Source organism: Paenibacillus sp. FSL R7-0163 (genome assembly GCF_037969975.1).
Lineage (GTDB): Bacteria > Bacillota > Bacilli > Paenibacillales > Paenibacillaceae > Paenibacillus_AQ > Paenibacillus_AQ odorifer.
The window spans coordinates 4942015-4965833 of record NZ_CP150224.1; the positions used below are offsets into that span (position 1 = coordinate 4942015).

Here is a 23819-nt window from a genome sequence, read left to right on the forward strand (position 1 = left end):
TAGACCTTTTCTGGTGGCTTTTCTAATGCTACTTCTATCCATAGTTATTCAATACATGCATTTAAATTCAACTAAGAACTAGGTTTAATCATCATGTCCAGCTTATTTATATAAGGACCGAGCGCTTCAATTAACTTCTCTTGGTTTTGTATCTCCTCTTTCGAAAGCCGATCCATATGAACACTTCCATCTGCATCAAATACCTTGGCATCATAGCGTTGCAACTCATTTATTAATTGTTCGATCTCCTCAAACTCTTCTTTAGTAAACCTCTGTTCAGCTTTTTCCAGCACGCCATTCCAGAAAGTATCACGATCAACGACAGCCGCCTTTGCCTGAGGGATTTCATTTTCATTCATTTTCTCGAAATAAGGTTTAAGCTCAACCTGTAAATCATTATATGCCTTTTGATCTTTCGCACTTAACTGTTCTAGGTGAAAGACTCCGTCAGCATCGGCCATTTGCAGATTGTAAGCTCCCAATTCCTCTAGTAAAGACATCAATCTTGTAAATTCCTCTTCGTTAAAGCTTTGTTTCGCGTTCTGCAGCTTGGCTTCAAGCCTGTCATATTGTTGCTGGGTTACTCCAATCGTAGCAGCAGTTGCTTGTGAGCCATACAGGGTATCCGCCAAATAATTATATCCGGCATAAGCTCCAGTAGGAATTAATAATGCAGCCGCCAAAATGCTTGCTACAAGCCATTTTTTCATTCGTCTTCCCCCTGATCTCGTCTCGGTCTGATTTAGTATTTGCTTCTTCAGTTCCGGTGGGGCACTTAGATTTCTCGCCTCTTCCTGCAGAACTGTCCGTAACTCTTCATTGAAATTCATGCAGGTCCTCCACCTTTCCCTTAAAAAGAGTATGATTCTCCGGCTTCTGACGAAGCTTGTGCAGTGCAGCATGAATACGGGATTTCACCGTACCCAGAGGGATACCCAGTATCGCGGCACTTTCTTCCTGTGAATATTCATTTAAATAGTGCAGAATAATCACCTGCTTCAGCTTAAATGGAAGACGATCTACACTTGCTAGTAGACGGCGGTTAGCTAACCTGTCCACAACATCACTAGTGAAATCAGGTTCCATCCTTAAATCAGTCTGCTCTACTTTTTTAACCATTCGGAGATGCGTCCATCTCTTTCTTCGATAGGCATGAATTTGCCGCATAACCAGCCCCATAAGCCAAGGCCTAAAAGGACGATTGACGTCAAATTGCTCAAGCGACCGGTGCACCTGAATATAAATCTCCTGAACAACATCATCCACATCGGAGGTTTCGCGAACGAGAAAATGAACGGTCTGATACACATCCCGAATCGTTGCTTCATATAGTTCACTGTACGCTTCACGGCTGCCGGCTAGCGTAAGCGCAATGAGCTGAGAATATTCATTTGGATGTTTCATCCCTCTCAATCCCTCCCTCGGTCTTACACTATGTATTGGTACATAGAGAATAAATCGTTCGATTTATTTTTTACTCTGCAGCGGCTTAATGGAGTAGATGAAGTAAGCCGAGGCTGACCGCCAGCTGAACAGATTATGGACAGGTGGAAGCTGATGTTCGGCTTTGCTTGAGCAGATTATAGACAGGTGGAAGCTAGTCTTCAGCTTGGCTTGAGCAAATTATGGGCGGTGGAAGCTAGTCTTCAGCTTGGCTTGAGCAGATTATGGGCGGTGGAAGCTAGTCTTCAGCTTTGCTTGAGCAGATTATGGGCGGTGGAAGCTAGTCTTCAGCTTTGCTTGAACAGATTAAGGGCAGGTGGAAGCTGATGTTCGGCTTTGCTTGAACAGATTATGGGCGGTGGAAGCTAGTCTTCAGCTTTGCTTGAACAGATTATGGGCAGGTGGAAGCTGATGTTCGGCTTTACACGCCAGCTTTGGCCGGATCCCGCAGAAATCTATGAGATAACTGCATTCTGTACACTTATTCCATATGCAAAAAGGTTTACTCTGATTTTAAGTGTATTCTATACAATTAAAAAGCGGAGAAACTTCCTATAGTGGGATAAATCGTGAAAATAAGTGTACGAAATACAATTATATCCATCCAAGCGTTATTTCGCAGAAATATAGTTGTACGAAGTACAGCTATATTCTCCCAAACGTTGTTTGCATGTGCCCTCAATAAAGCGAAAAAGGGGAGATCCATATGGATCATCCCCTTGCCTATATATACTCGAACAGTAACCGCCTATCTCTCTAAAAAATCAGTCAGCGGATAGACTCAGCAACTTTGATCAAATCATTCTTGTCCAAGCTAGCTGATGTTACACCGTATAAGACTCCATTGGCTTCCCAGTCCAACCCTTTTCCATTAACCAATACAGCATCAGCTCCGTTAATCTTCACTTTTTCGATTGTGCCATCCGTCGACATCTCATAAGCCGTTTCGGAATCAGCGTGCCGCTGCTGCATCGAGATGATCTCATCGGTAGCTTCATTAACAAAATATAAATTAATATATTTGCTGTTGATTACTTCACCATTGCTATCCTTATAAAACTCTGCACGATCAAAGGTATAACCGTCTGGCAAATACTCCGGCAATCCCACATTAAAAATCGTATATTCATTTAGCTTGCTAGAATCCCTCTCGATCAGCAATTCCGCTTTCTCTTGATCCCTCTCAGATTGCGTAACCAGTCTGCCGTCTTCAACTCCGACGATTTTTTCCCCATCAGCATTGTAGATATCACCTGCCTTTTGAGCAGCGTCGAGGGTCACAAGCGCATTTCCTTTGCTATCAAAAATCTTCCCCTTAAAGTCATCCGGAATCACGTTGGAATCCGCAGAAAATTCTACTTCATGGGCTACAATATGGCCTAAGTTTATCGTTTGCAATACTTTCATTAACAGCTCCTGTGCAAATGACGGCTGCACAAAAGTTACACTTAATACGCTAACCACTAGCAAAGTTGCCAGCATAACAGCAGGACGTCTTAATCTATGTTTTGTACGCAATCCTTTCTCCTCCTTTTGGCCGGCATACTTTCTCCGAGCCTTATTCAGAATGGCTGTTTTGTCAGAGCCCTCGCTGAAATCTTTATGGGCCAGAACCCTGCCTAGCTCCAGCAGCTCCTTGTACTCCCCAGCACCCTTTAAATCATTTGCCGCTCCATATATACTTTCATCTAAATCTGCTGAGAACTTCTGCTGTATGTCTTTACTGTTCATAGCTGCTCCACGCTCCCTATTTCAGTCTTCAGCTTTTTCATAGTCCGGTAGAGTATCACACCGATATTGCTCTCCGAAATTCCCGTAACCTGGGCAATCTCTCTATTTCTCAGATTAGCACCAAATTTAAGAGCCACAATATTCCGCTCCTTTGAGCTCAATGTATTCAAGGCTTCGTTAAGCCTTCCACTACGTTCTCCCTGGAGGATCAAGCTTTCCGGATCTTTTCTGCTAGAAACCAGTTCCTTGACGGCATCCAGCGAAAAGAAACTTTTCCTTTTAAAACTCCGGTAATGATCATTGACCACATTTCTGGCAATGGCGAATAACCATACCTCTAAAGGAGCTTTTTCCTGAGAATAGGTCGATAGTTTCGCCAACATTTTCTCAAAAACAAGGCTTGTCAGATCCTCAGCCGTATGGAGAGAACTAACCCGGTAAGCGATGTAGTTGAATATTCTTTTATAGTAGGTTTCAAAAATCGTTGTGAACAAAACATCTATGTCAGTATTTTCCTGTATATTCTCTTTTACAAAAGGATGAAGCAATGCGCGCTCATGCATCAATCTAACTCTCCTTTCCCACCAAATTTTCACTTAGCTAAGTAAATTCATCAGTTAATACGATATATTTCCAATTTCATTACAAGATATAAAAAAAAGAAGGGTTCCAGCGCTAAATTCAGTCTTTCTAACCAAGCTACAGTAACCCGTCAACTTGACAAGCTTAATATAGCTTCTATATATTTTAGTAACTAAAGTAAATTGGAGCGAGGCAATGTTATGAGCACAAAGGAAGAGAAACAAAATGCTATCCATAAGGTCATGGAATCTATGGCAAATGTGCAGCAGAAATCCCAGTTTTTCATTGATATGATCACTAAAAAGGAAACCCTGACTCACAATCAGATCATGCTGCTGTTTCAACTCCGGCTTACCGGAAGCTTGAACATTACTGACATCTCTGAACGCTTCGTGGTCACACCCGGAGCCGCTTCCTCCATGTGCGATAAACTTGAGGAAGCCGGACTTATTGAACGGGTGCGGACTAAAGAAGACCGCAGAGTTGTCAATATTGTCCTTACAGAACAAGGCGATCAGCGTATCCATACAATATTTGAAGCATTTCCTACCTCAGATCTGAATAAAATCTCCGGAACTTTAGAACAAATAAATAAATTGATGGAACAAATGATGCACTAACAGCCTTCATTTTGCTCCTTATCAGCTATACTCTTTTCTATAAACACTGTCTGTCAGGAAACTGACGGCAGTGTTTTTTATGTTAAACTCCCAATTTATTATATTGACTATATATTATAATGAATATATATTTTAATTATTAAAATATATTTTGAAGGACGGTACTGTAAATGTCCAATAATAACAATACTTATGAACGTACTGACATGATCGATCCACCGTTGAAGGTAAGAGGTTCGCTGTTTGTCCGAGAGAATATTCGTGCGGTTACTGTTGATGTGTTTGGCCACTTAAGTACTAAAAGTAGTGTCTCGACATCAAAACTCAAAGTATCTGGCGACTGTACAATTGGGGGGAATTGTAAGGCCAATCAGGTAAACAATCTAGGGAGTCTGCGCGTTCAAAATATCCAAGCAGATAATCTCCGATCTTCTGGATACATGTCCGTAGCAGAAAATGCTGCAGCCGGGACTTTTTATGCTGAAGGTGCTGTGAACATAAAGAGACTAAATGCAGATTCATCGATTGAGATCCGTTTAGGCAATAGAAGCACAGTCGAGGTTATGAGAGCTGGCGGTGACATTATCGTTAAACCCTCTTCCAAGTTGATTAATGCGCTGATGCACCCTTTTCGAAAACTCACCTGCACAACGATTGAAGGAACTAGCATAACGTTATACCGGACGACAGCTGACCTTGTGTGCGGTGAAGAAATCATCGTCGGACCGGGTTGTACCATTGGGGAAATCCGCTATAGCAAAAGTCTAACGGTGGATCTTAAGTCGCAAGTTGACCGAACTGTATTTTTAAACCAATAAAGGAGAGTCTACATGGAAAAAATCACTCATTTGTCAGGAGCCACTATACTCAAAAATATCGCCAAAGGTGCCACCATCTTGTTCTGTGTACCGATCCTTAGTGTCTGGGCCGTGGGGAGTGTTGTCTGTGCAATCATTGCACCTATCGGTGGTGTGCTAGGTATTGTTGGCATCAAAGGGATAGGACTAAATGCCTTCCCAGATTATGATTTCCCGAACATTCTCAGCCTTCCAATTGGTCTGTGCCTCTCCTTACTTTTGTTCATTTCTTTCTATTACACTCGTCGTTTATTGCGTGGATGCCTGCATTTTATAAAAAACTAGCGAACTGTAACAAGCTTGTATTCTCTTTGTTAATAGAAAGTGACCTACAACGCGCTGTTTTATTCTATACTTAAGGGGACTGGACTTTATCCTGGAGGTAATTATGAATAAAATCATCGCTATAGGAGCTATCACGCTCTTTTTGGCCGGATGCGGAGCATCGGCAACCATAGATATGGATACAACAATGGCTATTAATCAAACACAAGCTACTTCAGCACCACTGAAACTAATCGTGGACGGCGAAGCCGTTCTTCCTACTCTCTCCCCTTTTTTCCTAGATGATAAGGTCTATGTACCTGCAAAAGTACTAATGGAATACTACACCTCAGAACAAAAATGGGATAATAACTTAAAGACCTTGACCATCTCTGATGGAAGCAGTAGTTATGTTCTGACGCCGGACAATGAGTATATGCAAGCTGATGGATATCAAACCTCGCTTGAAGGACCAGCTATTCTACGAAATGGTATTTTATATATTCCTGCCGATTCCTTAAACTCTCTGTCTGGTGCCACTGCGCAGCTGAATGCAGCTGGAACTGAAGTATTAATAACATCAGGGGATGTTAGTACTACCGTCAGAACACCCAGCGAACCTCTCGCTATTGCTACAGAAAATAACCAAGTGAAGCTGTATACTGCCCTTAAAGATGGCGGTACCTACGAAGGATTTGTTGTAGAGGTGAACGGTAACAAGCATACATTTGATTGGGAAACACCCAGACTCCTAAGTTACCCTCCTGAGATTCATTATGCCGACATCGATCAGGATGGACAGGAAGAAGTCGTTGTCATTCTGTGGCTCGGAACAGGTACGGGCATGTCCATGCAGGAACTTCACGTGATTAAGCCTAACCCGTGGGAAGAAGTCACTGTCCCTTCTGCAGATAAAGCCGCCTCCGCATTGGTTACGTCAAAAATTTCTAATGAAAAAGGGGACGCCCTGATTCAAATTCAAGTTAAAGGCTCAACTCCATCCATGGTGACTTTGCGATATCCAGATCGTGCTGAGGATGGCAATCTAGGCGAACAAGCCGGCATTGGTGCTGTTACTCACTACATAGTGGAAGAGGGCAAGCTAAAGGCGGAAACAAATGTTTATATTGGATTTCTGGAGAGTATTGGCACACTAACCTTTGCCTACAAACCGGGAAAAGATGGAATGGAACCCGACTCTATTCGCTTTGAGGTTCATGAGGAATTAGCTTCTTACGTGGAGGGTAAACAGTTATGATTGATGCCCATATACATTTAGAGCAATATGAACCTGAAGTTGCCGAACAGATACTGAGTGAACTACCTGACATGGGAATTAAAGCCCTTATCGCTGTCTCTATGAATTTGGACTCTTGTATACGCACCCAAAGACTTGCAGCCATAAATCCCGGCGTGGTCCGTCCAGCTTATGGCTTTCATCCAGAGCAACCCCTGCCGCAGGATGCTGAGCTGGCTGCTCTGCTGAAATGGATCGAGAGTCAATCTAGTGAGGATTATATTGCTGTGGGGGAAATCGGGCTGCCTTACTATACGCGTGCTGAAGCTTTAGAACGTGGCGAAACCTTTGATATGGAGCCCTATATTGAGCTGCTGGATCAGTTGCTTGGGTTAGCTGCCCGTCTCGATAAACCTGTGGTGCTGCATGCTGTCTATGAAGATGCGCTTATTGCTTGTGATCTCCTGGAAAAACATAACATACAGCATGCCCACTTTCACTGGTTCAAAGGTCCAGAAGAAGCCATTGCCCGTATGATTAAGAACGGCTACTATATCTCCTTCACCCCGGATATCCTGTATGAGCCGGAGATACAGGCGCTTGCCCGCCGTTATCCCCCAGAGCTAGTCATGGCTGAAACCGATGGGCCTTGGCCGTTCGAAGGACCTTTTGCGGGGAAAATCACCCATCCGTCTATGATTCGGGAAGTCGCCGCTGCTTGGGGAGCGCTCCATGGTTACACCCCCGGCGAAGCGGAAGAGTTAGTGACTGCGAATACTAAGCGATTTTATAGCTTGTAGATAGTTTTATAGCTTGTAGATAGCTCTATAGACTATAGATAGATCTATTGCTTGTAGATAGTTCTATTGTTAGAGTAGAAGAAAGTCAGTGCCTTAGCTAGAATAGCCTAAAGTCAGACTAACGTTATGATTAAACACAGCTTGGCTTGTGAAGCCGTATTTTTCATAGTGGAAGTACTGTTCACAAGCCAACCTTACTTAATCCAAATCCCCTTACCCATTTTCATTTGATTCGGTAATATTTTCGCGTACATATTTTTGCGTATGTATTTACGTGGACGTATTTATGCGTACGTATTTACTCGTACGTATTTATGCGTACGTATTTACTCGTACGTATTTATGCGTACGTAATTTACGCGTAGATATTTACGTGGACGTAGTTTACGCGTACTTATACCTGTACGCATTTATGCGTACGTGTTTATGTGTACTTATTTATGCGTATGTATTTTACGCGTACCCATTTACGTGTATCTAATTACGTGTACGTATTACCTGTACGTAATTACGCGTACGTATTTACTCGTGCGTATTTACTCGTACGTATTTACGTGTGTGAAGCCGCTATCGGACACAGCTGACCTTATATGCAGCAATTCCCCACTTTTGGGATGAAAAAGGACCCCAGAGTTGCTATTGGCATAAAAAACACCCAATAAGGTGCTCTTTTTAAGGAATAACGACGCTGGAGTCCGAAACCATGCTCCAAAGGCTAATAATCTGCGAATAATGTCATCTGGGTCCGTAAGCCTCAGGTTGATGATGACTCGGGACGCTTGTAAGCAGTCCCCAATAATCATAACCTCTCCACATCCACTAACGTTCCGCCTGCGAACTTCATTTTATAAATATCCGGCTTTGTGGTTTGAAGAAGAAAGCTCAGATCATATTTGGCATCAAAATAGTTCATCATAAGCGTCATGACTGCCCCGTGAGTTCCAATAGCAACCTTTTGACCGCTGTGATTGCTCAGTATTTCTGCCAGCACACTAACTGAACGCTTCTGACACGCATGAATGGATTCCCCACCAACTGGGACAAAATCCGGATCTTCAAACATTTTTGTCAGTAATGGATACAGCTCCTGATCAGTCGTAATCTTATTTCCGTCCGAGAAATGGATTTCCCGGAGGTCTTCAACACTCTGAATCTCTGCTCCTAACTCCTGCGCCAATCCAGAAATCGTATGTATAGCCCGAAGGTATGGACTTGAATAGAAGACTTGAATTCCTTCCAGACGTAGTTTTTCCGTTATCTTGCGGGCATCCGTCTCCCCCTTCGCGGTTAGTACGCGAGTCCTTTCAGTTTCTCCGGGCAGTTTGGGCGACTCACCGTGCCTCACCATGTAAATAAAAGTAGCCATCCTTTCCCTCCTTTACCTCTACAAATTCTAATGTTCTAGCCAATCTCCTCTACACACTAAAAAAGCCCTTACGGACGAGAAACTGTCCTATCGGGCTAGGTAATATTGTAACTTATAACGTTTCGTGCAGCAGTTGCTTTAGATCACAAAGTAATAACTTATTGAGAGGTCACTTATTAAGGAGATACTTATTGAGAAGTCACTTACTGAGAAGTCACATATTAAGGCGACTATGACTAAAGAGACTCTTAATTGCACTATATACAACTATTAAGCGTAAAAAGAGACATCCTGAGCAAATAAGTGTACTTTGTGCAACTAAAAATCATCATTCCTAGACTAAAAGGGAGAATATCAAATAATAACTGCACAAAGTACAACTAAATCCCAGTTTGATCGATGGAGGGGAATTTAACTGCACATTCTGCAACTAAATGCTAGGAAGTCACGCTAGATTATCTTTGCCACTCAACCTGTCTAGTCTAGCTAAGTATCTGCTAGGTTGTCAGGCTAGGTTCTCTTTGGCACTCAAGTTTTCTAGTCACGCTAGAAAACGGCTAGTTTGTCACGCTAGATTTTCTTTGCCACTCAACCCTTCCAGTCTAGCTAAGTATTAACTAGTTTGCCACGCTAGGTTCTCTCTGCCACTCAACCTTCCCAGTCTAGCTAATCTAGTCCAGCTAGGAAGTCCCGCTAGCTAGACTAGCGTGCTACCTGCTAGCTACCCTCCATAACCTCAACTGTCCTAGATTGCTCCACAGAGCTATCGTTCATCTCTTTCTGCGCAGGCCACAGCACACGCCCAAATGCGATGCCCAGCACACCAATCAGAGCGATTACGATGCCGAAATTCAAAAAGATACGGCTAGGCCCAGCAATCTGAACCATCATTCCGCCGAGAAGTGGCGCGCCAATCATAACTCCGCTAAGAATGGTACTCTGAATACCGAACACACGCCCTGTCATGTGCGGGGGTGTTTCTTTTTGCAGACAATAATTGAACGTGATGATAAAAATTCCATTCCCAATACCTAGTAAGAACCCTAATAGCAATACAGAAATACTGGAAGCTCCTGGCTGAAGCAGTCCAAGTCCCCCAACCGATAAACCCATCAGCACATAACCCGTTCCAAGCTTCCAGCCATAACCTGTTCCGCGATTCATTTTGTTCATGACCATAATGATGAATACAGCACCGCCTCCGGATGCCGCCACGAGCCAGCCCAATAAAGATTCATTAGAGGGTGCAAGTACCCTAAATAGACTGGTGAATTGAAAATCAATCATCTGAATAGCCATTGAACAGACTATGCCAAACAGCATGGTATTTAGCAGCAACCTACTATGCAGCATAAAATTCCAGCCTTCTTTCCACATCGTGCGGAGAGCAACACGTTCCTCTTGATCGCCCTTGCCTTCTGTGCCAACTTGTTCTACTTCACTTTTCTTAACTGTAAGTAGGAGCAAATAGGAACAGCCTCTAAGGCAAGCATTGATCAATATACACCACTGTGGCGTAAGAACAGACAACGCGAAGCCGCCCAGTAAAGGTCCCGCGATTTTCGAGCCTTGATTTACAAGCCCATTAAGCGAGGTAGCTTGAAGCAGTTGGTCTTCTCTAACCATACTACGGGTCATCGACTGCTGAGCAGGCACGTTTAACGTAGAAATGGCAGCACGCAACATCAATAACGGGAGCAACCACACCATACTGGGAGCAAATAATACGAATACGGTTAACAATGCCGTAAGCAGATCACACATCCGCATTAGCTTCAGCTTGTTCAGTCGGTCAGCCACTACCCCTGCGAACGAGCCCAGCAAAATCCCCGGCAAAGCTATGGAGACCGGAATCAAAGCCAGCATTAGCGGGCTGGCCTGCCAGCGGTACCCTACGAGTACCTGAATTGCTAAGGCATCGAACCAATCCCCAAAGGTAGCCGTCGCATATGCGCTGTACACACGCATATACACCTTGTTCTTAAGCAGGCTCGTGCCTGCTTGTGTTGAAGCATTCATTAAACATTCCTCCAAATTACAATTAAGAACTTATTAGCATGACCTTAATGTAATGGAGAATTGTCAGAGAATTATCAGGGGGCAGTCACAAGGTTCGTAAGCACGGTATCCAAGGATTGTTCTAACCGATGGAATCCCCGCTCTTCCTTCTCCCGTTCAAATATATCCACATATTTGCGATACAAAGCTGGCTTAGGTGGAAACTGTTTACAAAAATGAACTATTCGGTACAATGCATATATCCGTATCGGCACGAACCCTGACATCTCAAGCACCTGAAGTGCCTCATCCAACAGTTGCTCGGCTTCACGCCAAGACTTGCGCCGTAGAAACCACAAGCCCCTTGTAACTTTATAACTACCAATCTCACGCAAATAAGGTTTCTCCAGCAAAAGTGCTTCAATGTCTGTTGCCATCCGTTCTATTACGTGATCTTCTGTTCCCATCCACAAGTGTGTAAGCATTTCTGAGGTCGCCGTTATAGGAATGAAACTCTCATACCCCGGCTCTTTAATCACTTCATATGTTAGCTTTAGTCGTTCCAGTGCTTTTTCCGGTTGCCCTGCCAGCGTGTACAAATCCAGAATATTTAGAATCTCCACTTCGCGATGCTGAGGCGGCAAAAGAATTTTTTTCTCAAGGACCAACTCACAGAACTCTAATTTTTTCTTAGGATCACCCAATAGAACATAACAGATTAATAAGGAATAAAACCGTTCCTCTATCCCCACCTCGGTTGTGTTCAGCAGCCAATCCAAATCTCCCTGTACAAAATGAATATAGATCGAATAAAACGGATCCATCGCATACCCCAAAACATCCTGTTGGCGTGCGAGGATTAACATCGAGCGACCTTGGCCATATAGGTGATATTTCTTGAATACCTCCCGCATCGTCTTTTGCATCTCTAAGTCATATGTAGTCGGATTGGCCATAGCAGCTGAGGGCTCCTGCATAGTCAGACTATAACCAAATCCCCGAACAGTCTTAATATCTAAGTCTTGAAACTTGCCTAGCTTTTTACGAAGCCGATAAATATGATCATCTACTGTTCGCTCTACCGGATATTCAAGCGGCCACACCTTATCCAACAGCTGTTCTCGACTGAATGTACGCCCTCTATTTTTATACAAGAACTGAAAAAGCGTAAATTCTTTTGGGAATAATTCTATCGTTATCCCTTCTGCGGTCACTTTATATTCACTTTCATTTAATTCCAGCTGCATGATAGAACCTCACTTTCCCCGAACCCGCTCATTGGTTACATTATAACAGTCCGTCCAAGGCCTACTCCACCTCAAAAAAGAACATACAAAAAGAGCAACCCACAGATTCCTCTGCAAAATTGCTCTCTCCTCTTCTAACCCATGCCACTTACCCAGCCATATTGTTAAAAGAGTCCTGTTCACTAAACACGGAAATATGATCTACTGTACCGGTCGAGCTTGGAATAATAAATTTCAGCTGGTATTGGTCATTGGCTTGATAGGTGTAAATCTTATCGTCTCCGTTCACTTTGGTATCGTCAGGCTTGCCGAATGTTGCCTCAATTTGCTTCAGCGTCAGCTTTTGCAGCGCGGAATCACTTGAACGAACATCGAAGATTAAACTTCCTTTATTAAATCCAAACACGACATGTTTGTCAGTGTAGGTAGCATAAATTCCTTTTCCCGCTGACTCTTGTTGATCAGGCTTGCCCCAATCCGCTTCGACCTCATCAATGAGTCCGGTATGAGCGGCATATTTTACGCCAGGCACCTTCCCCTTTTTGGCAAGCTCGAGTAACTCTTTAAGCTGTTTGTCGCTATTTTGTGAATTTGAGTTGGTTGAATCTTTATCAGTCTCCGTAGGGGAGGAAGTCGCTGCTGGCGCAGTTTCTGCTGGGATGCTTGATGGACTAACTTCCGGCTCAGAGGTTGCTGTGACAGCCGTTTCTGTTGGCGCCGTTGCCTGGGATTCTGAATTCCCCGCCTCATTGTTCGAGCTGCATCCAGCAAGCCCAATCATTCCTGCGAGTAGGATAGAGCCTGCTATTAATTTTATCTGTACTGACATGATGTCATCTCCTTAGTAGATTACCTAAAAGTCATCTTGCAAAAGTCATCTTGCAAAAATGAAACTGAACATACAGACGAGGTGAAAATCAAATAGTTGCAGGATAGCGGCAATTTTTCTGGCTAACCCTCTTTTACCCATATCTACAAATATAAATTCATACACACTCTATTTTTCTACATAAAACCCTTTTTTTCGACACCTAACTCAAGTAAGTTTCTCTTTTAAAATCTCCACATAACTCCATCTAACTATAAACTCGTAAACTCGTAAACCTATGAACTATATGACCTTACCCGTCATTCCCAGCCTCGAAGGGTTTCATTGCAGAACGTACAATAGAAAGGAGCTAATCCTGCTTGAAAAAGCGACCCATTGCAATCTGTACAATAGATTCCAACAGTAACCTCTTATCCGGCGAACTGCAATCGCGACATTTGTTGAATAATTTTCCATCCAAACGCAACCTTAATCCTCCAATCCGCATCTTATTAGTAAAGGGAGGGGAGCTACATCTGAATATTATAGAGAGAATTGTGGCAAAAGATGAGTCAGCTCTCCGCCTGTTAATGGACGAATATGGAGATATGCTGCTGCGAACCGCTTCTTTACTGCTCAAAGATAGACAAAGTGCCGAAGAAGCGGTACAAGATACTTTTATTCAAGCTTATGCCAAAATGAGTCAGTTACAGGAACCGGATCGGCTGAAGGCATGGCTGATACGGATAGTGGTCAATCGCTGCCGCATGAGGCAACGGACTTGGAGCTGGCGTAATATTTTCCCGGCGGGAGGGTCAGAGCTGCAAACCAACGAGGATGCTGACTTCACAGCCGGAGCGGAAGAGCTTTTTATGGTGGAATGGCATAACGTGAGGCTCGCCGAGTCCATGAGAAATCTCGATTATCTATACCGTGAATGTCTGACGTTATATTACTTTCATGAGATGAGTATCCGGGAAATTTCCGAGCAATTAAATACATCTGAAAATACGATCAAATCCAGACTCGCCAGAGGCCGGACGCTCTTAAAAAAGATTTTGGTGAAGGAGGGACATTTCTTATGAATACAGAACGCGATGCGATCAAAAAGCAGCTGGATGAAGAATTAAAGAACCTCCAGTTCACTGGACACGACCGGGTCATTAAGCAGACTCATCCTCCAACCTTTGGAGCCCGTTTATTGGCGCTGTGGAATAAAGAAATTGAGATCCCTGTCAAACCTATAGGTGCGATCGGTGCTATTATTTTAGTAGTTTCGCTTACCCTACATCAACCAGAGGTTAAACAACAGCCACAACAAAATACCCCGCAGCGTGCGAACCGAGAACTAATCGAAGCTGGAGGCAATACGTATTGGAAGGATATCTACGAGCAGGCGGTGAAAAAACATGAGAATTAAGATAAAAATCAAACATCTGGTGTTATTCGTGTTACTCCCTGCCTCCCTGCTTATTCTTCTGTTTAACTTCTTACCTTCACAAAGGCAGATAGATCAGAGCACAGCTATTCAATCTAACATAGCTAGAACTGATCTTCTGCAAAAGCTGGCTTCCACAACCGGGAGTAAACGTATCGAGCTAATCCGTACAAACATCCTTGATAAGGATCACAGCTATGATCCCTACAGATATGACGTTAATGTCAGCCCTTCGATGAGCCAGTGGAGTAATGATGAAACCCAGCGTTCCGGTCTGTTACCGGAGGACATAGTACCTTTGCTTGAGGAATATATCCTTGAGGGGCCTTCGGATAATACACGTATATTTGCGGCTAAGCAGTTAGCTTATGAATATGATGCTCTTGGCCAAAAGGAAGATGGAGATCAAGCGCTAATCACCGCAACGAAACAGTCAAACAGCAACTCCGATATAGCTAAACAACTGGAGCTCCTTCGAGCGGAGCGAGCTCTAAATAGTGGCGATATAACAACCGCTGAAACAATTCTTGAACAAACCCCCTTTCCATCCGAGTATCAGGAAGAGCTAAACGCACAAAAAGCATGGCTTACCGGGCGTTTACTCTTTACAAAAGGCGAAGCGCAGGAAGCACTTGCCGTAGTAAAAGATGGCTTGGAGAGCTACAAAAAATTCTGGCAGGATATTCATAAACAAATGAACGCTGCCACCAGCAGTTCGAACGAAGGCTCCACAGACAATACAGGATCAGCAGCAGCAGCACCAGAAGCTGGGACTTCAGATACTGAAAGACAGCTGGAATCGCTTCGAACCGCAATTCAGTCTACTATAGATATGGGAAATACTTCAACTGCTGTCGTCTCCGGTACCCTTACACGAAGCGATGGCACCCCAGTTCCGCGGGCAGGTATTTTTCTCCGTGCTGAAAGCGAAGTTAACCATAGCATCACTTCTGCTGAACCCTACCGAATCGTCACAGATACTGAAGGACGTTTCGAATTTCACGGTGTGATTCCGGGCTTTTATCAGTTACAGCTTGGACTTGGCTATGATCAGATCGACGGCTGGACCTGGCCTGTACAATATGACGATTGGATTGAAGTTAAACCGGATGGCAGGTTGAATGAGAGCATAGTTCTACAACCTCTGCTTGAGCTGCAGTCTCCCATTAATCAGGAAACCCTAACGGGCAAGACCATAGATTTCCGCTGGAAAGCTGTTGAAGGTGCAGCTTACTATCGTTTAAGCGGTGGCGGGGAGGGGGCCGTGTTGGGTGTACAAATTCGGGATCGTATTGTAGATAATCATATCTCCATTCCAGTAGAAGAACTTTACGATGGCGGCGGTTTTTCCTATGGCAGCAGTGGAGATGGCTGGGAATCTATTGACCCCCTCTCCCTTCTCGGATTTATGAATCCCGAAGTGCGCTTTTCTTGGAATATTGAAGCCTTAGATGCAGATGGACGCCTGATTACCCGCAGTAATGGCTACAGGCTGAACGAAGACACTGTCGGCAATCTGCCGTTCTTTTATCTCAAGGAAAGAGAGCTTACTGCGGCTGACCAACTACTACTGGATAAGAAAACGGATCAGGCACTAGAAATGTACCAACAAAATATTGCCGATGACCCACAGGATGTTCATGCCCTGCACATGCTAGTAAAGATGATGCTGGCAAAATCGTCCCTCACAAAGGATACAACATTAGAAGATAAGGCGATTCCTTTACTCGAAAAGCTAATACAACTACAGCCTTCTACTAATTACGCCTTCACATTATCGCAGTACTATTTTGACCATGCCGACTGGAAGTCGTATAACGAATATTATTCCTACTACAACGAACTAAACCGACCCAATACTAACGGTTATGTACTTTCTATTAACGCCACAGCCCTCATGCAACAAGGGAAGCTTGAAGAAGCTCGTAAACAATTCGCGATCGCCCTAAAGTATGATGATAGCCATCGTTTTATTGGCAGCTTTTTGGCGGCAGAATTATACGCTGGTGAATCACTCTCTTCGGTAATGACACTTGCTGAGCGTTATCCTGAACTCAGCTTTGGTCATAGTGGGTATCGCTGGCCACAAATGATTAAACAACTGTTAGCGGAACGAAAAAATCAACCTAAAGTCTTTGACCAAGAGTTAAAAGAGAAGCTTGGATGGTATATGAATGGTCAAACTGATGAGTTAAAGCAATGGATCGCAAGTGCCAAACCCTCCGCTCTGAAGACCTTTATGCAGGAGGTTTTAGAGGTACGCTAATTCATTAAAATAAACCAAAATCCGGTCCCGCTCGATAAATTCGAGCATGGACCGGATTTTTAATTACACATAATCTTTTATTTAGATTTAGCTTCCATCATGTAATTCTGGAAATCAGTGATACTTGGGTTAGACATATAATGACCACCCTCTACTTCAATCGTTTGGCCTGTGATGAATTTGGATTCATCCGATGCCAGGAACAAAACCGTATTGCCGATATCATCGGCTTCTCCGTGATAAGGTAGGGCGTTGAATTTTTGAAATATATCCAATACAGCTGGCGGCATATTTCTTGCTGCCGCAGGTGTCAGGATCAGCCCTGGTGCCACGCCGTTACAACGGATTTTGTCTTTACCATATTGTGTAGCGATGTAACGAGTAAGGTTCACAACCGCTGCCTTAGAGGAGCCATAAGCAGTACGCAATGAATCCCCAGCGAATGCTGACATCGAAGCCGTGTTAATGATCGAGCCTCCGCCCGCTTTAATCATATGAGGAATAGCAAAACGGCTGCCTAACAGAACACTTTTAGTATTCACGTTCATCAGGCGATCCCATTCTTCCAAATCTATATTGACCACATCAAGGTCTTTTTGCAGATTAGTTAGACCTACATTATTGAATAATACTGTGATGGTGCCATACTGAGCAACAGTGAAATCAACAGCTTCCTTGATCGAATCCGCTTGGGAGGCATCTAAGAAAAAACCTTCAGCTTCTCCGCCTTCATTTTTAATCTTAGATGCTGCTTCTTTGGCTGCTTCCACATTAAAATCGGCAATGACAACCTTTGCTCCTTCTCTAGCTAATAGAGTGGCAGCTGATAAGCCAATACCTGAAGCGCCTCCAGTTACTAATGCAACTTTACCTTGAACTCTTCCCATGTTCATACCCCTTTATAATGTTATTGTGCTTCTAAGATGACTTGGTTTATGTTTCAGAGCTATCAAAGCTCGTTAACAACTTCTCATAGATTTTCAAGAATTGCTGCAGTTCCTCCTCATTGAGCTTTTGGAACATTTCAGCTCTTAGCTCCTGTCCCTTAAGCTGTGCTTCCTTCAGAACGTCTTTTCCTTTGTCCGTGATAGATAGAAGTACATTCCGTCGATCATCTTCGTTATATTTTCGCTCGGCCATCCCCTGCTTAATTAGTCGATTAGCAATGTTTGTCATTGCTCCTGGCGTATATCCTAGTCTCTTAGCCAAAATAGTCTGCTTCAAGGGGCCTTTTTTATTCAATTCACCCAAGACTAGAACTGGAGATATCCCAATATTGTGATCAAATGCGTTCATCCATCGAACAATAACTTCATTCGTAAATAATTCAACTGCATGTATTAGCTTAAAAATATCTGGATTTTCCAAGAGGTTCTCCTTTGACATTCATGATGATCGGCTGCTTATAAAAGTATTTTAACACTAAAATATTTAATAGTAAAATACCTAATATTTAAAAAAAAGAATGCTTGGTGAAAAGCATTCTTCAAATTGCGGATTTATCAACAACATAAGTGCCAGCCAGCAAATCGTGAATCGCACGTTTACGGGGATGGAATCCAACCAACAGGTAATCCACCAGCATGATTGGACCCAGGATTTGAGTGAGGTCAAAAGCCAAATCCGACCATAAGGATAATTTGGCGGAAATAACGGTAAAGTCATAGCTGCTGACCGCAATTACCATTGAAAGAATCATACTAATCATTCGGAAAACATTTCGAATCAGAGCTTCCTTCACTGTAGGGTAATTCCCTCGCTCATTGACAATTTTTAATTTTAAAATCAGCTTCCCTGGAGTTCCGCCAAATCTAACGATCATAAAGATATCAAATGCGATAAACAAAATGTACTCCAGGATAATAGGTATCTCCGAGTGTAATGAAACAGCTAATGAATTGAGTATCCAGTATACGATAACTCCAGGTATTCCAATGACCAAGAAATCAAGAATGGAAGCCAGCACTCTTTTCCAAAACCCTATGAAATTCTCCTGATCCAAATGCTCGGGTAGAATGTTATCCATGCAAGCACTCCTCTCTCTATCGTTTACTTTGTCGCTCAATCCCTATTTAACAATCCCTTCCTCAGATGCTCTTGGATAATGGGCTCCAGCTCTTTGTTATTTTTAACAATTACCCGTTTATCAGACAGAGTATCCGTTAACTCTATAATCCTATGTGCGGCCTCCTGATCATATCCACGGTTCCATTCAAAAATCATCACATACAGATTCTTAAATGACTGCTTGTAATTCGCTTGCTCTAAACCCAGTCTTGTTTTTATAAACCTTGTAAACACTCTCAAATCCCTGATCACTTTATTAGGGTTCAAAATAACGATTAAGTCAGCAGCTTTAAAACTCTCTTGTCCCCATTTGTAATGTGCACCTTCCAGAATCCATGAGGGTTTATCAAGGATTTCTTCCAACTGAGCATCCCTTGCTTCAACTGAAAAACGCAAATTCTCGGCACTTCTGTCCCATACCAAGTTGTCTGTCTCGTAATACTCTACACCATATTTTCTAGATAACTCCCGGGCGATATAGGATTTGCCGCTGCCGCAAGCTCCAATGATTCTAATCTTCATAAGATCAGCCCAGCCCTAGCGGCAGGATTATTAGTCCTATGGAAATTACGGTGATTACTCTTGTGGTGAGGAGCGTTAGCTTTTGGTTCTTCTCTGATTTATACCAGCCTTTAAACTGAAAATGATTCCGGTACAGCATAAAAAATAACAATAAATTCCCGAATCCCATACTCCAGCTATACACGGGCTGACCAAATATCAATTGATAGATCAATCTTTCTGCCCAACCCAAAACTAATAAAGTCAGCACAAGCAATATACATAATCGAAGTAATTCCAATATAAAAGAGCCCAATTTCAGCAATTCTGCAACCATCCTCTCAAGGTTTCTTTATCGCCAAAAAATCCACATTCCTCCAAATTATACACCTTACACCTTACGTCTCCTATCTAAAAACACAACCTGTTCAAGATAAATACATCCTGAGCAAGGTTGTGTTTTTTATCCGCTTAGGAGGATGCGGGTTTCCCCTCGCCCCTTAGTTCCTGTATTTGTCGCTGCAAATTAACGATTTCTGCCACTAGCGCTGCATTTTCCGCCTCAGATTCCACACTGCTACTCTGAATCAACTGATTCAGACGCAGCTGTAGAAGGGCAAGGTCATCCTCCCGAGCCTGTTCTATACCAGTAAGCAGACGGGTTCTGTCTTTTGCAAAATATTCAGCATACGTTCCTTGAAAAAACTTTGGTGCCTGAGACGGCTCTAATATCACCAAGCGATTAGCCACTTTAGAGTGAAGATAACGGTCATGCGAGACCATCACTAGTCCACCGGGATACACCATCAGTGCCTCTTCTACACGTTCCCTAGTGTCAATGTCCAGATAATTAGTGGGTTCATCTAAGACCAATAGATTTGCTTTTCCAAAATACAACTTGAGGAAAGCCACACGGCATTTCTCCCCCAGACTCAAATCCCCAATCCGTTTAAATACATCGTCCCGCGTAAATAAAAAGCAACCCAAAATTGTCCGCGCCTCCGTCTGGGTCATTCCCGGCAGTTCAAGCAAGCTATCCAGAATCGTAGAGTTCATCTCTAAGTTATCTAGCTCTTGTGCAAAATAACCGATTGTCGTCCGTGGATGCAGCCGCACTTCACCTTTTGTAGGCTTATTGATCCCTGCAATTAATTTCAACAGCGTAGACTTTCCAACACCATTAGGACCCAGAATAGACAATCGGTCTCCCCGATTTAGCGACAAGCTGAAATTCCTAAGAAAAGGCGCACTCCCATCATACGCAAACTCTATCTCACGGAGTGTCAGTAAAGAATCTGCCAGAAACTCTTCGCTTTCCAGCTTCATCTTCAGCTTGCCAGTCTCGCGGGGCAATTCTACACGGTTCTTATTTAACCGTTCCAGCGCAGCTTCCTTGGCATGGAAACGAGACACATTTTTCTTGGATTTCGAACGCAGAAAATCATTTTGTCCGGCAGCACGATGCGCTTGCTGGAACCATTCTGCATACCGCCTAATGCTCTCCAACAGCTTCTCCTTTTCTTGCTCCTGCTTTTTATATTGTCCCTCCAATGTTCTCAGCTCTATAGTCTTCTGCTCCCGGTACTGTGTATATCCACCCGAATAACGCCGGCATCCCTCCGGACTAAGCTCCAGCACAGACGTCGCAGTTCGATCAATAAATGTACGATCATGTGATACATAAAACACCGTTCCAGGGTAGTTGCACACCCAATGCTCCAACCACTCCATCGTTTCTCCATCTATGTGATTGGTCGGTTCATCCAGAATCAATAGCTTGGGCTGCCGGGCTAATAATGCTGCTAATTGCACCCGTGTCTTTTGCCCTCCACTAAGTGAGGCGTATGGCAAATCCCAGACTGCATGTTCAAGCTTGAGCTGCTTTAGACTTTTTTCCGCTTTGACCTCCCAGCCATATCCATCAAGCTGCAAGTAACCATCGTACACCTCTGCATATTCAGCCAACTCAGCTTCGTTATCAGCTTTCTGCTCCTGCAATCTCTGACTGAGGGCTTCCAGCTGGCGTTTTAATTCAGGCAGCTGCGCTGACCCTGAAAGAACGTATTCCAATGCGGTTACTTCCCCTGGTACCTCAAGCTGTTGATCGAGCACACCCCATTCTTCAGATGACAGGCCATGATAGATACTTCCCTCTTCAAAAGTAAGCCGACCGATCAGCCCCTTAAGCAGTGTGGTTTTGCCAATCCCATTTCGTCCAAATAAAAGCACGCGCTCTCCTTCTGCTATCTCAAAGGATACCTCCTTAAATAAAGGGATCCCGTTCCATTCCTTACGTAAATTCTTCGCTTTAATTACAGTCATCTTTCATTCCTCCGATTTCATTGCAAATAAAAAACCGCAGCCAGCGGTCTGCGGTCGAATAGCGTATGAAGGGGGAATGTGCCCAGACATGGATAGACTACGGCCGTGATCACCTGCTGGATGCAGAGTAAACCAACACAATAGATAGAACTATCCATATAAAAGCATCGTAAGGCCCCCGACCGACACACGTATCCCTGACCGTTATCACCCTGCGCGGGTGCTCCGTGACTTGTGCATATGCACTTCACAAACTTTATGGTCTGTTTCAGGAAACGTGTTAGTTATTCATCAGTCGGTGGCCCTCCGTAATTGTCCGTATTTTTAGAATAAGTACAGTATATAACAATTTAAATCAGAAATAAAAGGTCAAGAACAATTATAACTTAATCTTTACCACCTGAGTCTGCGCATTCCACTGCACCTGAACAGCAAATAAATCAGGCAAGATACTCAGCGGAATTAGTAATCGGTTATTTTCATTGCGTGACGGTAAAATCGTAATGGATTTTCCATTCACAATAGCCTTATTGGATAATGGCTTGTGTGTCACCGTACGATTGCCGATCGTAATTAGCAGTGCACCTGTCCCCGCTTCACTCTGCAAAGTTCCACCCAGTAAGGCCACGGATTCTCTCAGCGGAACAAACACACGGGAATTTTCCAATATAAAAGGATCCTTCAGCTTTGTTGTCGTCCCATTGATCTCAAAAGTCCCCGCAAACTTATTGCTTCCTACAGAGTACCCGTTTTTAGTTGCAATATTCTCCATAGCCAGTGTGCTCGTTGTAATGATAACTCGAGTATTCTTGGCTACTTTTGGATACAGCCAATGAATATCATCATTATGCATTCGAATACAACCAGCGCTAACATACTTCCCTATCGATGACTCATTATTATTGCCGTGAATCGCATACGTCGTGCCATAGGTCCCGTTCACTTCCAGCCCCAGCCAGCGGTCGCCAAGCGGATTGGCCGGATCCCCACCGGGAATTTTCTCTTTGTAGTAGGGTCTGTTTTTTACTTTAACCACCATTTTGAAGCTACCTTCTGGCGTCAGTTCCTTCGACTTCCCTGTGGCAACCGGAAAAGTCTTCACCAGCTTGCCGTCACTGAAATACGCGAGTTTGTTTGTTTTTTTGTTCACGATGATCAGATCTGAGCCAGCAGCTTCCACCCTTCCAACTCCTGTAAAGCAAGCAGCGAACAAAAGCCCAAATACAAGCATCAGTTTAATGTTCCGCTGTAAAAAAGTTTGAAACCGGCCTCCCGAAAAGCATAAATTCATCTTGCTCCACCTCCGTTATATAAAGACGAAATCATTTCAAATATGTTGCGTACCAGCCTGTACCTATTCTTTTCAACTCGTCCCCTCCCGCTTGACGCAGAGATTGCAATACTGTAACCAGTGAATGCACGACAAAAAGCCGACCTTTGGATACGCAAAGATCAGCTAACGCATAAACACATAAGTTGCGGACCCTAGAGCCCCTATTTGCAACTTTTTCGCTGTTTTGGGATGCTATCGGACTCCAGAGACCCTATTTGCATCTATTTCGCTGTTTTGAGATGCTATCGGACTCCAGCGCAGTTATTTGCTCAAATACCCTCGAATTCCTTGCTCTTCACGACCAATAAGGTCTCTCGGGTCCGAAACTCGCTCAAAAAGACCTAAAACACGCGAATAGCTGCATCTGAGTCCTTTAGCACAGTTCTACCTTGTTCTTTCCTATGTCTCTATCATTTCTGCCCTATGTCTCATACATTACTGCCCTACGTCTCATACATTACTGCCCTACATCTCATACACTTCTGCCCTATGTCTCATACATTTCCGCCCTACGTCTCATACATTTCCGCCCTACGTCTCATACATTACTGCGTCCGCTCATTTGCCCGTTACCGTTAGCACAGTTACCTACCACATCTGCACCAAAACTCCACCATTTTTCCACCACTTCTCCACCACTTCTCCACCACATCTCTACCACATCTCCACCACATCTCCACCACATCTCCACCACATCTCCACCACATCTCCACCACGCTCCGCTCCAGTCCCAGACTAACTGCGCTGCACATTTACCCGTATCCCATTCTACCGAAGCTCAACGCACCAGCCCCCAAACTAACTACGGTTTTACCATCGAAGATCAGCTAGCGTATAAGCACATTAGTTGCGGACTCCAGAGACCCTATTTGCAACAAATCCGCTGTTTTGAGATGCTATCGGACTCCAGCGCAGTTATTTGCTCTAAACACCTCGAAT

25 protein-coding genes are annotated in these 23819 nt (G+C 43.7%); 9 read left to right on the plus strand and 16 right to left on the minus strand.

Annotated features, from left to right (window positions below):
• Nucleotides 1–71: 71 nt before the first annotated feature.
• Nucleotides 72–830 carry a DUF3600 domain-containing protein gene (locus NST45_RS21795; protein ID WP_038569041.1) on the minus strand — a complete coding sequence of 253 codons (759 nt, stop codon included), beginning with the start codon at nt 828–830 and terminating at the stop codon, nt 72–74.
• On the minus strand, nt 817–1404 hold the full coding sequence (locus NST45_RS21800) for a sigma-70 family RNA polymerase sigma factor (protein WP_036686766.1): 588 nt from the start codon (nt 1402–1404) through the stop codon (nt 817–819). Before NST45_RS21800 ends, NST45_RS21795 begins: the two co-directional genes overlap by 14 nt.
• A 186-nt stretch (nt 1405–1590) precedes the next feature.
• On the opposite strand from NST45_RS21800, the gene NST45_RS21805 reads away from it, so the two are divergent.
• Entirely contained in the window at nt 1591–1770 is a 180-nt protein-coding gene (locus tag NST45_RS21805; RefSeq protein WP_339823791.1) for a hypothetical protein, read from the plus strand.
• A 441-nt stretch (nt 1771–2211) separates the two neighbouring features.
• Here the strand turns inward: NST45_RS21805 and NST45_RS21810 are convergent, their stop codons facing one another.
• Nucleotides 2212–3174, minus strand: coding sequence for a DUF4367 domain-containing protein (locus NST45_RS21810; RefSeq protein WP_038569037.1), 963 nt, complete (start codon nt 3172–3174; stop codon nt 2212–2214).
• Nucleotides 3171–3737, minus strand: a complete 567-nt coding sequence (locus NST45_RS21815) for a sigma-70 family RNA polymerase sigma factor (protein ID WP_038569035.1) — start codon at nt 3735–3737, stop codon at nt 3171–3173. The genes NST45_RS21810 and NST45_RS21815 overlap by 4 nt, the downstream gene beginning before the upstream one ends.
• A gap of 219 nt (nt 3738–3956) precedes the next feature.
• On the opposite strand from NST45_RS21815, the gene NST45_RS21820 reads away from it, so the two are divergent.
• The 5 genes from NST45_RS21820 (at nt 3957) to NST45_RS21840 (ending at nt 7534) form a co-directional block, all read left to right on the plus strand.
• Nucleotides 3957–4376, plus strand: coding sequence for a MarR family transcriptional regulator (locus tag NST45_RS21820; protein WP_051491478.1), 420 nt, complete (start codon nt 3957–3959; stop codon nt 4374–4376).
• A 170-nt stretch (nt 4377–4546) separates the two neighbouring features.
• Nucleotides 4547–5194, plus strand: a complete 648-nt coding sequence (locus NST45_RS21825; protein WP_036686760.1) for a hypothetical protein — start codon at nt 4547–4549, stop codon at nt 5192–5194.
• 12 nt (nt 5195–5206) lie between these two features.
• Nucleotides 5207–5518 carry a hypothetical protein gene (locus tag NST45_RS21830; RefSeq protein ID WP_038569032.1) on the plus strand — a complete coding sequence of 104 codons (312 nt, stop codon included), beginning with the start codon at nt 5207–5209 and terminating at the stop codon, nt 5516–5518.
• 103 nt (nt 5519–5621) lie between these two features.
• On the plus strand, nt 5622–6755 hold the full coding sequence (locus tag NST45_RS21835) for a copper amine oxidase N-terminal domain-containing protein (protein WP_052096814.1): 1134 nt from the start codon (nt 5622–5624) through the stop codon (nt 6753–6755).
• Nucleotides 6752–7534, plus strand: coding sequence for a TatD family hydrolase (locus NST45_RS21840; RefSeq protein WP_038569031.1), 783 nt, complete (start codon nt 6752–6754; stop codon nt 7532–7534). Before NST45_RS21835 ends, NST45_RS21840 begins: the two co-directional genes overlap by 4 nt.
• 799 nt (nt 7535–8333) lie before the next feature.
• Here NST45_RS21840 and NST45_RS21845 read toward each other — a convergent pair.
• From NST45_RS21845 to NST45_RS21860, 4 genes are all read right to left on the minus strand, one after another.
• A complete protein-coding gene (locus NST45_RS21845) occupies nt 8334–8900 on the minus strand; it encodes a histidine phosphatase family protein (protein ID WP_076141950.1) in 567 nt (188 codons plus the stop codon).
• Between the two features lie 717 nt (nt 8901–9617).
• Nucleotides 9618–10919: an MFS transporter gene (locus NST45_RS21850; protein ID WP_339823796.1), complete on the minus strand. Its 1302-nt coding sequence runs from the start codon at nt 10917–10919 to the stop codon at nt 9618–9620.
• Between the two features lie 74 nt (nt 10920–10993).
• A complete protein-coding gene (locus NST45_RS21855) occupies nt 10994–12145 on the minus strand; it encodes a winged helix-turn-helix domain-containing protein (protein WP_051491128.1) in 1152 nt (383 codons plus the stop codon).
• 148 nt (nt 12146–12293) lie between these two features.
• Nucleotides 12294–12974: a YjgB family protein gene (locus tag NST45_RS21860; RefSeq protein ID WP_076141949.1), complete on the minus strand. Its 681-nt coding sequence runs from the start codon at nt 12972–12974 to the stop codon at nt 12294–12296.
• 359 nt (nt 12975–13333) lie between these two features.
• On the opposite strand from NST45_RS21860, the gene NST45_RS21865 reads away from it, so the two are divergent.
• Genes NST45_RS21865 through NST45_RS21875 form a run of 3 tightly spaced genes read left to right on the plus strand, consistent with a single transcriptional unit; the run spans nt 13334 to nt 16657 of the window.
• Nucleotides 13334–14038, plus strand: coding sequence for a sigma-70 family RNA polymerase sigma factor (locus NST45_RS21865; RefSeq protein ID WP_305953530.1), 705 nt, complete (start codon nt 13334–13336; stop codon nt 14036–14038).
• Entirely contained in the window at nt 14035–14373 is a 339-nt protein-coding gene (locus NST45_RS21870) for a hypothetical protein (RefSeq protein ID WP_076104682.1), read from the plus strand. The genes NST45_RS21865 and NST45_RS21870 overlap by 4 nt, the downstream gene beginning before the upstream one ends.
• Nucleotides 14363–16657, plus strand: coding sequence for a carboxypeptidase-like regulatory domain-containing protein (locus NST45_RS21875; RefSeq protein WP_339823800.1), 2295 nt, complete (start codon nt 14363–14365; stop codon nt 16655–16657). Before NST45_RS21870 ends, NST45_RS21875 begins: the two co-directional genes overlap by 11 nt.
• Before the next feature lie 77 nt (nt 16658–16734).
• On the opposite strand, the gene NST45_RS21880 is transcribed toward NST45_RS21875, so the two are convergent.
• The 8 genes from NST45_RS21880 to NST45_RS21915 form a co-directional block, all read right to left on the minus strand.
• The gene (locus NST45_RS21880; protein ID WP_036680420.1) at nt 16735–17544 is read right to left on the minus strand and encodes an SDR family oxidoreductase; all 810 of its coding nucleotides are present in this window, start codon (nt 17542–17544) and stop codon (nt 16735–16737) included.
• 46 nt (nt 17545–17590) lie between these two features.
• Nucleotides 17591–18025, minus strand: a complete 435-nt coding sequence (locus NST45_RS21885) for a MarR family transcriptional regulator (RefSeq protein ID WP_036680418.1) — start codon at nt 18023–18025, stop codon at nt 17591–17593.
• Nucleotides 18026–18143: 118 nt separating this feature from the next.
• Nucleotides 18144–18683 (minus strand): RDD family protein, encoded by a 540-nt coding sequence (locus NST45_RS21890; protein WP_076225043.1) that lies wholly within the window; start codon nt 18681–18683, stop codon nt 18144–18146.
• Nucleotides 18684–18718: 35 nt separating this feature from the next.
• Nucleotides 18719–19246 (minus strand): hypothetical protein, encoded by a 528-nt coding sequence (locus NST45_RS21895; RefSeq protein ID WP_036680415.1) that lies wholly within the window; start codon nt 19244–19246, stop codon nt 18719–18721.
• 4 nt (nt 19247–19250) lie between these two features.
• The gene (locus NST45_RS21900; protein ID WP_141118574.1) at nt 19251–19550 is read right to left on the minus strand and encodes a hypothetical protein; all 300 of its coding nucleotides are present in this window, start codon (nt 19548–19550) and stop codon (nt 19251–19253) included.
• A 146-nt stretch (nt 19551–19696) separates the two neighbouring features.
• Nucleotides 19697–21547, minus strand: a complete 1851-nt coding sequence (locus NST45_RS21905; protein ID WP_076274210.1) for an ABC-F family ATP-binding cassette domain-containing protein — start codon at nt 21545–21547, stop codon at nt 19697–19699.
• Between the two features lie 379 nt (nt 21548–21926).
• Nucleotides 21927–22838, minus strand: a complete 912-nt coding sequence (locus NST45_RS21910) for a L,D-transpeptidase family protein (RefSeq protein WP_052096810.1) — start codon at nt 22836–22838, stop codon at nt 21927–21929.
• Between the two features lie 580 nt (nt 22839–23418).
• Nucleotides 23419–23565 (minus strand): hypothetical protein, encoded by a 147-nt coding sequence (locus NST45_RS21915; RefSeq protein ID WP_179087782.1) that lies wholly within the window; start codon nt 23563–23565, stop codon nt 23419–23421.
• Between the last annotated feature and the right edge of the window lie 254 nt (nt 23566–23819).